Raw genomic sequence first — 13856 nt, 5'->3', positions numbered from 1 at the left:
GGCTCGGTTACGCCACCCGGGCGATCACGTACCGGAAGATGTTCGGCAGCCACACGGCTCCGTCGGACCGCTCGAACGGGTGAAGCGCCTCGGCCAGCTCCTTCTCCGCCAGCGCCGGGTCGGCGGCCGCGTCGTAGAGCCCCGTCGAGACGAGCCCCCGCACCGCGCTGTCCACGTCCGCGTACCCGAACGGGCAGAACACCCGCCCCGACCCGTCCGGCCGCAGACCAGCCCGCTCCACCAGCGCGTCCAGGTCGCGCGGCGCGGGCCCGCCGCCGAGCACCGACGGCACCGTGCAGCGCTCCGCGGGGCCCCAGTCGGCCAGCACCACGGCCCCGCCGCGGCGGACCGCGGGGAGGGCCGAGGCGAGGGCCGCCGGGGTGGGTGAGAAGGCGAGCAGGGCGTCGTAGGGGCGGCTCGCCGTCGGTGGCGAGGGCGTGGCCGCCAGAACCTCCAGCAGCCGTTCACGGGCGAGCTCACGGCGCGCCGGATCCGCCTCCACTCCCGTGGCCGAGGCTCCCCGCCCGGCCGCGAGCAGCAGGGGCAGGCCGGCCCCGCAGTCGAGGCCCAGCAGCCGGTCGCCCGGTCCGACCTCCAGCCGGTCGTAGACCGCTTCGTACAGCGGTACCAGCATCCGTTCCTGGATCTCCGCCCAGTCCCGGGCGACGAGCGTCGCCGTCGGCGTCGGTGTCATCGAAAGAGCGCTCCTGATTCCGTCTCGCCCCCTTGCCCCCGTTGCCAGAGAACTCCCCATTCGCCCCCGCGTCCAGAGGAGCGGCCACCCGATTCACGCTCGAAGCGCGCGGCGCCGTACCATTCGCGCCATGGCAAAGGCACCCGTTCTCACCCCGCAGGCGGAGGATTTCCCCCGCTGGTACCAGGATCTGATCAACAAGGCCGAACTGGCCGACAACGGCCCGGTGCGCGGCACGATGGTCATCCGACCGTACGGCTACGGGCTGTGGGAGCGGATGCAGCAGGAGATGGACGCGCGCATCAAGGACGCGGGCGCCCAGAACGCCTACTTCCCGCTGTTCATCCCGCAGTCGTACCTGACGAAGGAAGCGGAGCACGTCGAGGGCTTCGCCCCCGAGCTGGCGGTCGTCACGCACGGCGGCGGCAAGGAGCTCGACGAGCCGGTCGTCGTCCGGCCCACCTCCGAGACGATCATCAACGACTACTTCTCCAAGTGGGTCCAGAGCTACCGGGACCTGCCCCTGCTGATCAACCAGTGGGCCAACGTGGTCCGCTGGGAGATGCGCCCGCGCGTGTTCCTCCGTACGAGCGAGTTCCTCTGGCAGGAGGGCCACACCGCCCACGCCACCTACGAGGACGCCCGCGACTACGCCGCCCGCATCCACACGGACGTCTACGGCGACTTCATGACGAACGTGCTCGGCATCGACGTCGTGCTCGGCCGCAAGACCGCCAAGGAGCGCTTCGCCGGCGCCATCAACACCCTCACCCTCGAGGGCATGATGGGCGACGGCAAGGCCCTCCAGCTCGGCACCAGCCACGAGCTCGGCACCAACTTCGCCAAGGCCTTCAACACGCAGTACCTGTCGAAGGAAGGCAAGCAGGAGCTCGTCTGGCAGACCTCGTGGGGCGTTTCGACCCGCATGGTCGGCGGCCTGATCATGTCCCACGGCGACGACAACGGCCTGCGGGTCCCGCCGCGCCTCGCGCACGTCCAGGTCGTCGTCATGGCGATCAAGGGCGACGAGGCCGTGGCGAAGGTCCGCGAGCTGGGCGACCAGCTCAAGGCCGCCGGTCTGCGCGTGCACGTCGACGACCGCGTCGACACCCCCTTCGGCCGCCGCGCCGTGGACTGGGAGCTCAAGGGCGTACCGGTCCGCATCGAGATCGGCCCCCGCGACCTCGAGGCCGGCACCGCGATGCTGGCCCGCCGCATCCCGGGCGGCAAGGAGGCCGTGCAGATCTCCGCGCTGCTCGACCTGCTGCCCAAGGTCCTCGAGGAGGACCAGGCGCAGCTGCTGCGCGAGTCCCGCGAGCGCCGCGAGTCCCGTACCTCCGACGTCGCGACCATCGAGGAGGCCGCCGAGGCCGCCATCGCCGGTGGCTGGGCGCGCATCCCGTGGGCCGACCTCGGTCCGGAGGGCGAGGCGAAGCTGGCCGAGCAGGCCGTCTCCGTGCGCTGCCTGATCGCCGAGGACGGGTCGGTCCCGGTGGCCGACGACGCCCCCGGTACCCTCGCGATCGTCGCGCGCTCGTACTGATTCCCTTCCACACCCCGGCGTGCGGCCCGTGCCGCGCGCCGGGGTGTGGTCGTCGTGGCGGTCGTCGGTAGTCGTCGTTACGTACCGACTCCTCCTGAGATCGACGCACCCGTCCTCGTCAGGACGCATCAGACTGAACTGACTGGTACGTGCAAAAAATTTGGAATGGCCCGGAATCGGAACACCCGGGCACCCCGGCTCGTTGTCACGACGTGAGCACGACACCACCTGTTCTCGCCGCAGAGCTGGCGCAGGCGTGGGCCGACATTCAGCGGTACCACTCCGAGCTGCCGGACCTTGCCGCGCCCGAGTCCCTGATCGGAGAGTCCTCGTCCGCCTGCGGCGCCGAGCTCTCCTTCGAGCGACTGCTGCACGAGGCAGTCCACGGCATTGCCGCCGCCCGCGGAGTCCGCGACACCTCTCGCGCCGGCCGCTACCACAACCGCAGATTCCTCGCGATCGCCGAGGAGATGGGGCTGGACCACTCCGAAGAGCCGCATGCGAGCAGCGGCTTCTCGCTGGTCACGCTCAACCCCGAGGCGAAGAAGCGCTACCGCCCGACGATGGAGCGACTGCAGCGGGCCCTGAAGGCGCACACGGTCGCCACCGCCGCCGATACGAAGCGCAGCTTCCGGGGCCCGGCAGCCCGCCACGGCTCCTCCGGCGGCGGCGTCCGGGTCAAGGCCGTCTGCGACTGTGGGCGCAACGTGCGGGTCGTCCCGTCCGTACTGGCCCAGGCGCCGATCGTCTGCGGAGGCTGCATGAAGCCGTTCCGCATCCCCGAGGTCGCCCTCTCGGCCGCCTCCTGAGCGGCGGCCGGCGGGGGCACGGACCGCGAGGGAACGGACCGCGAGGCCGACGGTGCGGCCGGGCCCGCGCGGCCCCGCTCCGCCGTGTCCCTCGTACGGGCCCTCCCGGCTGAGCGCGCCGCAGGCGTATGGCACAATGGCTAGCTGTACTCGACAGTCGCATAGGACCCCTCTCTCCTCCGGCTGACGCGTCCATCGGGCACCCGAGTACCGCAACCCCACGTGGCATCTCATGTGCCCAACCACGTCAAGTTCAGGAGACACCACTCCAGTGGCAGTCAAGATCAAGCTCAAGCGCCTCGGCAAGATTCGCCAGCCGCACTACCGCATCGTCGTCGCCGACGCCCGTACCCGTCGGGACGGTCGCGCGATCGAAGAGATCGGTATCTACCACCCGACGTACAACCCGTCGCGCATCGAGGTCAACGCCGAGCGTGCGCAGTACTGGCTGTCCGTCGGCGCCCAGCCCACCGAGGCTGTGCTCGCCATCCTGAAGCTGACCGGTGACTGGCAGGCCCACAAGGGCCTCCCCGCCCCCGCGCCGCTGCTGCAGCCGGAGACGAAGGAGAGCAAGCGTCGCTCCTTCGACGAGTTCGCCAAGACCCTCGAGGGTGGCGACGCCAAGGGCGAGGCCATCACGCAGAAGGCGAAGAAGGCCGACAAGAAGGCGGACGAGGCTGAGGCCGCCGCCGAGTCGACCGAGGCCTGAGCATGCTCGAGGAGGCTCTTGAGCACCTCGTAAAGGGCATTGTGGACAACCCCGACGATGTGCAGGTCGCCTCGCGCAACCTGCGCCGCGGGCAGGTGCTCGAGGTCCGGGTTCACCCCGACGACCTCGGCAAGGTGATCGGCCGCAATGGCCGCACCGCTCGTGCTCTGCGTACCGTCGTGGGCGCCATCGGCGGCCGTGGTATCCGCGTCGACCTCGTCGACGTGGACCAGGTCCGCTGAGCAGTTGAATCACCGGCACGGGCCGGGGAGGGCATTCGTGCCCACCCCGGCCCGTCGTCGTCTGAACAGGAGAGAACAGTGGAGCTGGTAGTCGCGCGGATCGGCCGCGCCCACGGCATCAAGGGTGAGGTCACCGTCGAGGTGCGCACCGACGAGCCGGAACTGCGGCTGAGTCCCGGCGCCGTGCTCCGGACCGACCCGGCGTCGGCCGGACCGCTGACCATCGAGACGGGCCGGGTGCACAGCAGCCGGCTCCTGCTCCGCTTCGTCGGCGTCAAGGACCGCACCGGCGCCGAGGCGCTGCGCAACATCCTGCTGATCGCGGACGTGGACCCGGCGGAGCTGCCCGAGGAGCCCGACGAGTACTACGACCACCAGCTCATGGATCTGGACGTGGTCCTCGCCGACGGCACCGAGATCGGCCGGATCACCGAGATCTCCCACCTGCCCTCGCAGGACCTGTTCATCGTCGAGCGGCCGGACGGCTCCGAGGTGATGATCCCCTTCGTCGAGGAGATCGTCGCCGAGATCGACCTGGAGGAGCAGCGCTGCGTCATCACCCCGCCGCCCGGGCTGATCGACGAGCGCGAAGCGATCATCGACTCGACCCGTGACGAGGACGGGGCAGGCGCCTGATGCGTCTCGACGTCGTCACGATCTTCCCCGAGTACCTTGAGCCGCTGAACGTCTCCCTCGTCGGGAAGGCGCGCGCCCGCGGCCAGCTCGACGTACACGTCCACGACCTGCGGGACTGGACGTACGACCGGCACAACACGGTCGACGACACCCCCTACGGCGGCGGTCCCGGCATGGTCATGAAGACCGAGCCGTGGGGCGAGGCCCTGGACGCGGCGCTGGCCGACGGCTACGAGGCGGGCGCGCGCGGGCCCGTCATGGTCGTCCCCACGCCCAGCGGCCGCCCCTTCACCCAGGAGCTCGCCGTCGAGCTCTCCGAGCGGCCCTGGCTGATCTTCACGCCGGCCCGCTACGAGGGCATCGACCGCCGGATCATGGACGAGTACGCCACGCGCATCCCGGTGTACGAGGTCTCCATCGGGGACTACGTCCTGGCGGGCGGAGAGGCCGCCGTCCTGGTGGTCACCGAGGCCGTGGCCCGGCTGCTGCCCGGGGTGCTCGGCAACGCCGAATCGCACCGGGACGACTCCTTCGCGCCCGGCGAGATGGCGAACCTGCTGGAGGGGCCGGTCTACACGAAGCCCCCGGAGTGGCGCGGCCGGGGCATCCCGGAGGTACTGCTCAGCGGCCACCACGGGAAGATCGCCCGCTGGCGCCGGGACGAGGCCTTCCGCCGGACCGCGGAGAACCGCCCCGACCTGATCGAGCGCTGCGAGGCCTCCGCCTTCGACAAGAAGGACCGGGAAGTCCTCTCCATCCTGGGCTGGCGGCCGTCCGCCGACGGCCGATTTTGGCGCAGGCCCGAGGTCGTGGAAGAATAGGCGGCTGCTGTGTGCTCGCGGACGCCCCTGCCACAGGGGGATCGTCGTCCGGCGAGTGACGCGGCTCCCGAATTCTCTACGGAAACCCGCACTGGCGACCTGTGGCGTCATGCGAAGAAAGCAGACGAAGAACATGTCTCACCTGCTCGATGGCGTCAACGCCGCCGCGCTCCGCTCGGACGTCCCGGCCTTCCGCCCGGGTGACACGATCAACGTGCACGTCCGCGTGATCGAGGGCAACCGCTCCCGTATCCAGCAGTTCAAGGGCGTAGTCATCCGCCGCCAGGGCGCCGGTGTCTCCGAGACCTTCACGGTCCGCAAGGTCTCCTTCAGCGTCGGCGTGGAGCGTACCTTCCCGGTCCACTCCCCGATCTTCGAGAAGATCGAGCTCGTCACCCGTGGTGACGTGCGCCGCGCCAAGCTGTACTACCTCCGTGAGCTCCGCGGCAAGGCCGCGAAGATCAAGGAGAAGCGCGACAACTGAGGTCCCCTCCGGTGTCCGGGGGCGGCCGGATAGGCTCGCCCCCGATGGACACCGAAGCACCTCACACGCAGCGCGACCACTCTTCCCCCGCCGAGGGGGAGGGGCGGTCGCGTTTTGCGTTTTCAGCAGCCGTGCGACCGCTGAGCTGGCGGCGGGCCGGAGTGCTCGGCGTGATCTGCACCGCTCTCCTGCTGCTGCTCAGCAACTTCGTGGTCCAGCCCTTCCTGATCCCGAGCCGCTCGATGGAGCCGACGCTCCAGGTCGGCGACCGGCTGCTGGTCAACAAGCTGGCGTACCGTTTCGGCGACCAGCCGCGCCGCGGCGACCTGGTGGTCTTCGACGGCAGCGGATCCTTCGTACGGGAACGCCCCGAGGGCAATCCGGTGGGCGAGGTCCTGCACGGCGCGGCGTCCGCGCTGGGGCTCGCGGAACCCTCCGACACCGACTTCGTGAAGCGGGTCGTGGGCGTCGGCGGTGACGACGTGGTGTGCTGCGACGCCGGCGGGCGGATCGAGGTCAACGGCGTCCCACTGGACGAGCCGTACCTGTTCCCCGGCGACGCGCCCTCGACCGTGCCGTTCCGGATCGTCGTCCCCGTGGGCACGCTGTGGGTCATGGGTGATCATCGATCCCAGTCCCGGGACTCCCGGGACCACCTGGGGGAGCCGGGCGGGGGGATGGTGCCGGTGGACATGGTGATCGGGCGGGCCGACTGGATCGGCTGGCCGGTATCGCGATGGGGTTCCGCCGGCGGCGGGAATGGGTAGCCGAGGGCGGCCGCGGCGCGAACCGGAGCCCGAACCGGGCGGCCGGGCCGAGCGGCGCCGCGTGGCCCGCAAGGTGCGCCGTCGCCGTCGCACGCGCCGGGCCGGTGAGGTGCCGCTGCTGGTGGTCGTGGCGCTGTGCATCGCGATGCTCCTCAAGACCTTCCTGGTGCAGGCCTTCTTCATCCCGTCGGGCTCGATGGAGCAGACCATCCGGATCGGGGACCGGGTCCTCGTGGACAAGCTGACCCCCTGGTTCGGCTCCGAGGTCGAGCGCGGGGACGTCGTCGTGTTCAAGGACCCGGGCGGCTGGCTCCAGGGCGAGGTGGCCCGGCCGGCCCCCGACCCGGTCGGGATCAAGCAGGTCAAGCAGTTGCTGACCTTCATCGGTCTGCTGCCCTCGTCCGACGAGCAGGACCTCATCAAGCGCGTCATCGGCGTCGGCGGGGACACCGTCAAGTGCTGTGACGCCAAGGGCCGGGTCACCGTCAACGGCTCGCCGCTCGACGAGCCGTACGTGAGCCCGGGCAACACCCCTTCGGACATCCCCTTCGAAGTGGATGTGCCGGCGGGCCGGATCTTCGTGATGGGCGATCACCGGGCGAACTCGTCGGACTCCCGCTATCACCTCGACGAGGCCTTCCAGGGCACCATCGACGAGAAGGACGTGGTGGGCGAGGCCGTGGTGATCGCCTGGCCCTACGCACACTGGAAGAGCTTCGAGACTCCCGCGACCTTCCGCATGGTCCCCGATCAGGCGCGGCGCGAGGCTCGCGGGCGTCGTCGGCGGCGCCGCCGGACCGTGCCGTTCGCATAGTGTGTCCTGGGTCTCCCGCGCCTTAGGGAACTCCCGCTCGTTAAGGGAGGGGAGGGCCCGTGTCCGGTTCGGTACGGGCGGCGATCTCTACAAGAGGAGTGGATGTGGGGGATGTGGCGGTAGGCGCACGGTCCGGACGCGACGAGGGCGAGGAGCGGCCGGATGACGACGCCGTAGAGCGCGAGGCCGAGGAGGAGGACGGCGGTGCCAAGGCGCACGCGCACCGCTCCTTCTGGAAGGAGCTCCCGCTCCTCGTAGGCATCGCCCTGCTGCTCGCCCTGGGGATCAAGACCTTCCTGCTCCAGGCGTTCTCGATCCCCTCCGACTCGATGCAGAACACCCTGCAGCGGGGGGACCGCGTCCTGGTGGACAAGCTGACCCCGTGGTTCGGTTCCGAGCCCGAGCGCGGCGAGGTCGTCGTCTTCCACGACCCGGCGGACTGGCTGTCCGGAGAGCCCACCCCGGAGCCGAACTTCGCCCAGCAGGTCCTCAGCAAGATCGGCCTGATGCCGGACGCCTCCGAGAAGGACCTGATCAAGCGGACCATCGCCATCGGCGGTGACACGGTCGAGTGCAAGAAGGGGGGACCGGTCGTCGTCAACGGCAAGGCCCTCGACGAGCCGTACATCTTCCCCGGCGACACCGCCTGCGACGACGCTCCCTTCGGCCCGATCACCGTGCCCAAGGGCAAGATCTGGGTGATGGGCGACCACCGCCAGAACTCCCAGGACTCCCGCTGGCACATGCAGGACTCCACCCAGGGCTTCGTCCCGGTCGAGAAGGTCGTCGGCCGGGCCGTGGTGGTCGCGTGGCCGATCACCCGCTGGTCCACCCTGCCGGTCCCGGACACCTTCGACCAGCCGGGCATCGGCAAGCAGGCCGCGGCCACCGCGCTCGGCCTCGGGCCCTCGGGCCTGGCTCCGGTCGGGCTCGGCCCGGCCGCGCTGGGGCTCACCGGCGCGGTTCCGCTCGTCATGTGGCGCCGCCGGAGGCTGACCCGAGGGCGTACCGCCGGGTAGGGTGCCGCCCAGGTCGACGATCTCCGAAGTGTGGGGGCGCTGCAATGGGCGGCACGCAGGCAAGTGGTACGCGTTCGAGCGGTACCCGTTCAATACGCAGTGGCAAGGATGGCCGCGGCGGTCTCGGCAATGTGCTGTCGGGGCTCGCCGTGGCCATCGGTTTTGTGCTCTTCCTCGGCGGTTTCGTCTGGGGTGCGGTCGTCTACCGGCCGTACACGGTGCCGACGGACTCGATGATGCCGACCGTGCGGCCGGGGGACCGGGTGCTGGCGCAGCGCATCGACGGCAGCGAGGTGCGCCGCGGGGACGTGGTCGTCTTTACTGATTCCATGTGGAGCGATGCGCCCATGGTCAAGCGGGTCGTCGGCATCGGCGGCGACACCGTGAAGTGCTGCGGCGCGGGTGGCGAGCTGACCGTGAACGGCACGGTCCTGGACGAGCCCTACGCCGACAACACCAAGCCCGCCACCGGCCTGGAGATGCCGCCCGGGCAGACCGCGCCCTCCGGGACCCCCTTCGAGGTGACGGTCCCCGAGGGGAAGCTCTTCCTGCTGGGCGACCGCCGCGCCGCCTCGCTGGACTCGCGGGCGCACCTGGAGGAGGCCGGGCAGGGCACCGTGTCCCGGTCGGCTGTCAGCGCCCGGGTCGACGCCCTGGCCTGGCCCGCCATGCAGATGCTGGAGCGCCCGAAGACGTACGAGGCACTGCCCGGCGGCACCTCCCGGCCCGGGCCGCTGCGGCTCCAGGTGGCGGCGGTGGTCGTGGGGGCCGTGCTGGTGGTGCTGGGGGCCGCGTACGGGCCGGTCGCACGGATTCTGGGGCGCGGGCGGCGGCAGGAGCGGGCCGGTGCCCGCTGACCGGGTGCCCGCTGACCCGGCGCCGTCCGACACGGAGCCTTCCGTCCCGGAGCCGTCCGCCCCGGAGCCGTCCGTCGCGGCGGCCGGGGCCGAGGCCGGCCCGCGCCAGGTGTCCCGGGTGATCCTGCTGGACCCGGCGGACCGGATCCTGCTGCTCCACGGCTTCGAGCCGGCCGACCCCGCCGACGACTGGTGGTTCACCCCGGGCGGCGGGCTGGAGGGATCCGAGAGCCGGGAACAGGCCGCCCTGCGGGAGCTGGCGGAGGAGACGGGAATCACAGAGGTCGAGCTGGGGCCGGTCCTGTGGCACCGGTACTGCTCGTTCCCCTTCGACGGGCGGCGCTGGGAGCAGGACGAGTGGTACTTCCTGGCGCGTACCGCCCAGACGGATACCGAGATGGGAGGGCTCACCGAGCTGGAGCGGCGCAGCGTCACCGGAGCCAGGTGGTGGACCTCCGAGGAACTGCTCGCGGCACGTGAGACGGTGTACCCGACCAGACTCGCCGAGCTGCTGAGAACGCTGCTCGACGACGGTCCTCCGGGCGCGCCGGTGGTCCTGGCCCCGGAAATCGTTTAGGGGCGCATGGGTCTGGCGCACAATAGGGGGACGCACGGCTGAAGGGGAACATGCCATGAGTGCCGAGGACCTCGAAAAGTACGAGACCGAGATGGAGCTGAAGCTCTATCGGGAGTACCGCGACGTCGTCGGGCTGTTCAAGTATGTGATCGAGACCGAACGCCGTTTCTACCTCACGAACGACTACGAGATGCAGGTGCACTCGGTCCAGGGGGAGGTCTTCTTCGAGGTCTCGATGGCCGATGCCTGGGTCTGGGACATGTACCGCCCGGCCCGCTTCGTGAAGCAGGTGCGCGTGCTGACCTTCAAGGACGTGAACATCGAGGAGCTCAACAAGAGCGACCTCGAACTGCCCGGCGGCTAGGCGCGCTTTCGGTACCGCCCCGGGGGCCGTCCTTCGTGTGGGTGACGGGATTATCCACAACGGCCCGGCTGTCCACCAAGATCCACAAGGTGGGCGGGGACGGGGGATCGTCGGTGCCGGAGGTGGTGCCGGATGAACGCGAAGGGCGTGGCACAGCAGGCATTGGGGCGGTACGGCGAGGAGCTCGCGGCACGGAGGCTGACCGAGGCCGGCATGACCGTGATCGCACGGAACTGGCGGTGCCGCAGCGGGGAGATCGACATCGTCGCGCGGGACGGGGACGCCCTCGTCGTCTGCGAGGTCAAGACCCGCCGGGAGGGTGAGTTCGAGCATCCCATGGCCGCCGTGCGGGCCGGCAAGGCCGAGCGGCTGCGCCGACTCGCCGGCCGCTGGCTCGCCGACCACGGCGGACCACCCCCGGGCGGGGTGCGCATCGACCTCGTCGGAGTCCTGCTGCCGCGGCGCGGGGCGCCCGTGGTGGAGCACGTCAGGGGGGTGGCCTGATGGGGTTCGCCCGAGCCTGTTCGGTGGCCCTGGTCGGCGTCGACGGCGTGGTGGTGGAGGTGCAGGCCGACCTGGAGCCCGGGGTCGCGGCCTTCACACTGGTGGGGCTGCCCGACAAGACCCTGGTGGAGAGCCGGGACCGGGTGCGGGCCGCGGTCGTCAACTCGGGTGCGGCCTGGCCCCAGAAGAAGCTCACGGTGGGGCTGAGCCCGGCCTCCGTGCCGAAGTCCGGCGCCGGTTTTGATCTTGCTGTTGCCGCGGCTGTGCTCGGTGCCGCCGAGGTGGTCGACCCCGGTGCGATCGCCGATCTCGTACTGATCGGGGAGCTGGGCCTGGACGGCCGGGTGCGCCCGGTCCGGGGGATCCTGCCAGCCGTATTGGCCGCGTCGGAGGCCGGATACCGGCAGGTCGTGGTGCCGCAGCAGTGCGCCGCCGAGGCCGCGCTCGTACCGGACGTCTCGGTGCTCGGGGTCCGCAGCCTGCGCCAGCTGATCGCGGTCCTGACGGACACGGCCGTCCCGGAGGAGGACTTCCCGGACGGCGCGGCAGCCGCGGGCCGCCCGGACCCGATACTGGCGGGGCTGCTGCTGCCGGGGGCGGGTCTGGGGACGGGGCTGTCCCCGGGGCGTCCCGGAGAGGACGCGGAGGTCCCGGACCTGGCGGACGTCGCAGGACAGCGCGGCGCGCGCCGCGCCCTGGAGGTGGCCGCGGCCGGAGGCCACCACCTCTTCTTCAACGGGCCGCCGGGGGCCGGCAAGACCATGCTGGCCGAGCGGCTGCCCTGGATCCTCCCGCCGCTGACCCGGCAGGAGTCCGTGGAAGTGACGGCGGTCCACTCGGTGGCGGGGATCCTCCCGCCCGGCGAACCGCTGGTCGCCAGGGCGCCCTACTGCGCGCCCCACCATTCGGCGACCATGCAGTCACTGGTGGGCGGGGGGAACGGCGTGCCGCGGCCGGGAGCCGTCTCCCTGGCCCACCGGGGCGTGCTGTTCCTGGACGAGGCCCCGGAGTTCCACGGGCGGGCCCTGGACGCGCTGCGGCAGCCGCTCGAATCGGGGTACGTGGTGATCGCGCGGGCCGCCGGCGTCGTGCGGCTGCCCGCCAGGTTCCTGATGGTGCTCGCCGCGAACCCGTGTCCGTGCGGGCGCCACACCCTGCACGGGGCCGGGTGCGAATGCCCGCCCTCGGCGATCCGGCGCTACCAGGCCCGGCTCTCCGGACCCCTCCTCGACCGGGTCGACCTCCGGGTACAGGTCGAGCCGGTGACCCGCGCCGATCTGCTGGGGCAGGGCGGCCGGGGAGAGTCCACCGCGGTGGTCGCCGACCGCGTCCGGGAGGCCAGGGCGCGCGCCACCGCCCGGCTCACGGGCACCCCCTGGCGGCTCAATTGCGAGGTGCCCGGACAAGAGCTCCGTACCCGATGGCAGCCCGCCCCGGGAGCACTGGAGCAGGCCGAACGGGAAGTCGACCGCGGTCTGCTCACCGCCCGCGGGCTCGACCGGGTGCTGCGCGTCGCCTGGACCGTCGCCGACCTGCGGGGGCGGGACCGGCCCGATGTGCTGGACGTCGCGGTGGCGTTGGAGCTGCGCACCGGGATCGCCCGCGGGGCGCCGATGGCGGCGGAGGTCGGTCGATGAGCGCGGCCGACGATCCTGAAGTACTGGCCCGGGCCGCGCTGACCCGGGTGTTGGAGCCCGGGGACGAGTGCGGGGGGCGGTGGCTCAGGGCGCACGGGGGCGTGGGGGTGATACGGCTGCTGACCGGGGACGAGGGGGAGGCGCGGAAGCTCGGCGGGGTGAGCGCCGAGCGGCTCGCCGGATACCGGAGGCGGGCGGCGCCGGCCGACCCCCGGCGGGACCTGGCGGCGGCCGCCGAGCACGGGGGCCGGTTCGTGTGCCCCGGGTCGGCGGAGTGGCCGACCCAGCTCGACGACCTCGGCGACGCCCGGCCCGTCGGACTGTGGCTCCGCGGCCGGCCGAACCTGCGGACCTGGGCGCTGCGTTCCGTCGCCGTGGTCGGGGCGCGCGCCTGCACCCCGTACGGCGCGCACATGGCCCAGACCCTGGCGGCCGGGCTCGCCGAGCGGGGCTGGGTCGTGGTCTCGGGCGCCGCCTACGGGATCGACGGCGCCGCGCACCGCGGGGCCCTCGCCTCGGGCGGCGCGACCGCGGCGGTGCTCGCCTGCGGGGTGGACGTGGCCTATCCGCGCGGACACGCCGAGTTGCTCGGGCGCATCGCCGGCCAGGGGCTGGTCCTCGGGGAGCTGCCACCCGGCAGCCACCCCACCCCCAGCCGCTTCGTCCTGCGCAACCGGGTCATCGCCGCCCTCACCCGGGGCACCGTCGTCGTCGAGGCCGCCCACCGCAGCGGCTCCCTGGTCACCGCCCGACAGGCCCAGAAGCTCGGCCGGTTCACCATGGGCGTCCCCGGGCCCGCCACCAGCGGGCTCTCCGCCGGGGTGCACGAACTGCTGCGGGGTGAGGCCGAGCTGGTCACCGATGCGGCAGAGGTGGTCGAGCTGGTCGGCGCCATGGGGGAGTTGGCCCCCGAGCGGCGCGGACCGCTGCTCGCCCGGGACCTGCTCGACCGCGACACCGCCAGGGTGCTCGAAGCGCTCCCGGCCGGCCGCCCGGCGCGGGTGGCGGAGTTGGCACTTGCCTCCGGCACGAACACCGATGAAGTCATCGGCAGACTGTACGAACTTCACTCTCTGGGGTTCGTCGAACGGCAGGGCGACGACTGGCAGTTGAGCAGACAAACGGCTGGAAGAGGCACACAAACCGGTGCCACCCGGCGAGGCGGTCGTTGACCTGGGGCGTTCCGGTGAAAGAGTGAAAGCGATGAGAGACGCGGTCCTCCCGGTGGCAGCTGCCGGGGCCGAGCGCCAGGCGCCGGTCCCGGGTCGCCCGCGCGAGTCGGGTCGCGCCTGCGCCCCCGCCCGATCCCGTACTCTTCGCGCACCGCGACACTTCCGTCACGCTACGCTCCCAAGGAATCCCGCTCCGGCAAAGGCGAA

The 13856-nt window shown here is 71.7% G+C and carries 17 protein-coding genes; 16 read left to right on the top strand and 1 reads right to left on the bottom strand.

The features are described 5' to 3' along the window. Nucleotides 1–7: 7 nt before the first annotated feature. On the bottom strand, nucleotides 8–694 hold the full coding sequence (locus OG625_RS10945) for a methyltransferase type 11 (RefSeq protein WP_329378800.1): 687 nt from the start codon (nucleotides 692–694) through the stop codon (nucleotides 8–10). 130 nt (nucleotides 695–824) lie between these two features. On the opposite strand from OG625_RS10945, the gene proS reads away from it, so the two are divergent. The 16 genes from proS (at nucleotide 825) to dprA (ending at nucleotide 13649) form a co-directional block, all read left to right on the top strand. Further along, nucleotides 825–2237: a proline--tRNA ligase gene (gene proS, locus OG625_RS10940; protein WP_329378798.1), complete on the top strand. Its 1413-nt coding sequence runs from the start codon at nucleotides 825–827 to the stop codon at nucleotides 2235–2237. A 212-nt stretch (nucleotides 2238–2449) separates the two neighbouring features. After that, complete coding sequence (locus tag OG625_RS10935; RefSeq protein WP_329378796.1) at nucleotides 2450–3046, top strand: hypothetical protein; 597 nt, start codon at nucleotides 2450–2452, stop codon at nucleotides 3044–3046. 271 nt (nucleotides 3047–3317) lie between these two features. Beyond that, nucleotides 3318–3755: a 30S ribosomal protein S16 gene (gene rpsP, locus OG625_RS10930; protein ID WP_329378794.1), complete on the top strand. Its 438-nt coding sequence runs from the start codon at nucleotides 3318–3320 to the stop codon at nucleotides 3753–3755. 2 nt (nucleotides 3756–3757) lie between these two features. Beyond that, nucleotides 3758–3997 (top strand): RNA-binding protein, encoded by a 240-nt coding sequence (locus OG625_RS10925; protein WP_007266827.1) that lies wholly within the window; start codon nucleotides 3758–3760, stop codon nucleotides 3995–3997. A gap of 78 nt (nucleotides 3998–4075) precedes the next feature. Next, a complete protein-coding gene (gene rimM / locus OG625_RS10920) occupies nucleotides 4076–4633 on the top strand; it encodes a ribosome maturation factor RimM (protein WP_329378792.1) in 558 nt (185 codons plus the stop codon). Then, on the top strand, nucleotides 4633–5454 hold the full coding sequence (gene trmD, locus OG625_RS10915; RefSeq protein ID WP_329378790.1) for a tRNA (guanosine(37)-N1)-methyltransferase TrmD: 822 nt from the start codon (nucleotides 4633–4635) through the stop codon (nucleotides 5452–5454). The genes rimM and trmD overlap by 1 nt, the downstream gene beginning before the upstream one ends. Before the next feature lie 133 nt (nucleotides 5455–5587). Then, nucleotides 5588–5938, top strand: coding sequence for a 50S ribosomal protein L19 (rplS, locus tag OG625_RS10910; RefSeq protein ID WP_073911044.1), 351 nt, complete (start codon nucleotides 5588–5590; stop codon nucleotides 5936–5938). A gap of 44 nt (nucleotides 5939–5982) precedes the next feature. Further along, nucleotides 5983–6705, top strand: coding sequence for a signal peptidase I (gene lepB / locus OG625_RS10905; protein WP_329378788.1), 723 nt, complete (start codon nucleotides 5983–5985; stop codon nucleotides 6703–6705). Beyond that, nucleotides 6698–7519 (top strand): signal peptidase I, encoded by an 822-nt coding sequence (gene lepB, locus OG625_RS10900; protein WP_443067694.1) that lies wholly within the window; start codon nucleotides 6698–6700, stop codon nucleotides 7517–7519. The genes lepB (OG625_RS10905) and lepB (OG625_RS10900) overlap by 8 nt, the downstream gene beginning before the upstream one ends. Before the next feature lie 113 nt (nucleotides 7520–7632). Next, complete coding sequence (gene lepB, locus OG625_RS10895) at nucleotides 7633–8538, top strand: signal peptidase I (RefSeq protein WP_329378786.1); 906 nt, start codon at nucleotides 7633–7635, stop codon at nucleotides 8536–8538. A 44-nt stretch (nucleotides 8539–8582) separates the two neighbouring features. After that, nucleotides 8583–9395 (top strand): signal peptidase I, encoded by an 813-nt coding sequence (gene lepB, locus OG625_RS10890; RefSeq protein WP_329378784.1) that lies wholly within the window; start codon nucleotides 8583–8585, stop codon nucleotides 9393–9395. 109 nt (nucleotides 9396–9504) lie between these two features. Further along, on the top strand, nucleotides 9505–9972 hold the full coding sequence (locus tag OG625_RS10885) for an NUDIX hydrolase (RefSeq protein WP_329390565.1): 468 nt from the start codon (nucleotides 9505–9507) through the stop codon (nucleotides 9970–9972). Between the two features lie 55 nt (nucleotides 9973–10027). After that, nucleotides 10028–10336, top strand: a complete 309-nt coding sequence (locus tag OG625_RS10880; protein ID WP_003965949.1) for a DUF2469 domain-containing protein — start codon at nucleotides 10028–10030, stop codon at nucleotides 10334–10336. A gap of 132 nt (nucleotides 10337–10468) precedes the next feature. Beyond that, nucleotides 10469–10840, top strand: a complete 372-nt coding sequence (locus OG625_RS10875) for a YraN family protein (protein ID WP_329378782.1) — start codon at nucleotides 10469–10471, stop codon at nucleotides 10838–10840. Continuing rightward, complete coding sequence (locus OG625_RS10870) at nucleotides 10840–12477, top strand: YifB family Mg chelatase-like AAA ATPase (RefSeq protein ID WP_329378779.1); 1638 nt, start codon at nucleotides 10840–10842, stop codon at nucleotides 12475–12477. Before OG625_RS10875 ends, OG625_RS10870 begins: the two co-directional genes overlap by 1 nt. Next, the gene (gene dprA, locus OG625_RS10865; RefSeq protein ID WP_329378777.1) at nucleotides 12474–13649 is read left to right on the top strand and encodes a DNA-processing protein DprA; all 1176 of its coding nucleotides are present in this window, start codon (nucleotides 12474–12476) and stop codon (nucleotides 13647–13649) included. The genes OG625_RS10870 and dprA overlap by 4 nt, the downstream gene beginning before the upstream one ends. Nucleotides 13650–13856: the final 207 nt, after the last annotated feature.

Origin of the sequence: Streptomyces sp. NBC_01351 (assembly GCF_036237315.1) — a bacterium.
Classification (GTDB): domain Bacteria; phylum Actinomycetota; class Actinomycetes; order Streptomycetales; family Streptomycetaceae; genus Streptomyces.
The sequence above is the reverse complement of the archived record's forward strand: the minus strand, read 5'-3'. Positions and strand labels throughout refer to the sequence as shown.

Bases quoted from the DNA above. Each gene is read 5' to 3' on its own strand.
- lepB (WP_329378784.1), top strand. From the start codon at position 8,583: ATGGGCGGCACGCAGGCAAGTGGTACGCGTTCGAGCGGTACCCGTTCA.
- rplS (WP_073911044.1), top strand. From the start codon at position 5,588: ATGTCTCACCTGCTCGATGGCGTCAACGCCGCCGCGCTCCGCTCGGAC.
- lepB (WP_329378788.1), top strand. From the start codon at position 5,983: ATGGACACCGAAGCACCTCACACGCAGCGCGACCACTCTTCCCCCGCC.
- OG625_RS10945 (WP_329378800.1), bottom strand. From the start codon at position 694: ATGACACCGACGCCGACGGCGACGCTCGTCGCCCGGGACTGGGCGGAG.
- OG625_RS10875 (WP_329378782.1), top strand. From the start codon at position 10,469: ATGAACGCGAAGGGCGTGGCACAGCAGGCATTGGGGCGGTACGGCGAG.
- OG625_RS10870 (WP_329378779.1), top strand. From the start codon at position 10,840: ATGGGGTTCGCCCGAGCCTGTTCGGTGGCCCTGGTCGGCGTCGACGGC.
- OG625_RS10880 (WP_003965949.1), top strand. From the start codon at position 10,028: ATGAGTGCCGAGGACCTCGAAAAGTACGAGACCGAGATGGAGCTGAAG.
- lepB (WP_443067694.1), top strand. From the start codon at position 6,698: ATGGGTAGCCGAGGGCGGCCGCGGCGCGAACCGGAGCCCGAACCGGGC.
- proS (WP_329378798.1), top strand. From the start codon at position 825: ATGGCAAAGGCACCCGTTCTCACCCCGCAGGCGGAGGATTTCCCCCGC.
- dprA (WP_329378777.1), top strand. From the start codon at position 12,474: ATGAGCGCGGCCGACGATCCTGAAGTACTGGCCCGGGCCGCGCTGACC.
- trmD (WP_329378790.1), top strand. From the start codon at position 4,633: ATGCGTCTCGACGTCGTCACGATCTTCCCCGAGTACCTTGAGCCGCTG.
- OG625_RS10925 (WP_007266827.1), top strand. From the start codon at position 3,758: ATGCTCGAGGAGGCTCTTGAGCACCTCGTAAAGGGCATTGTGGACAAC.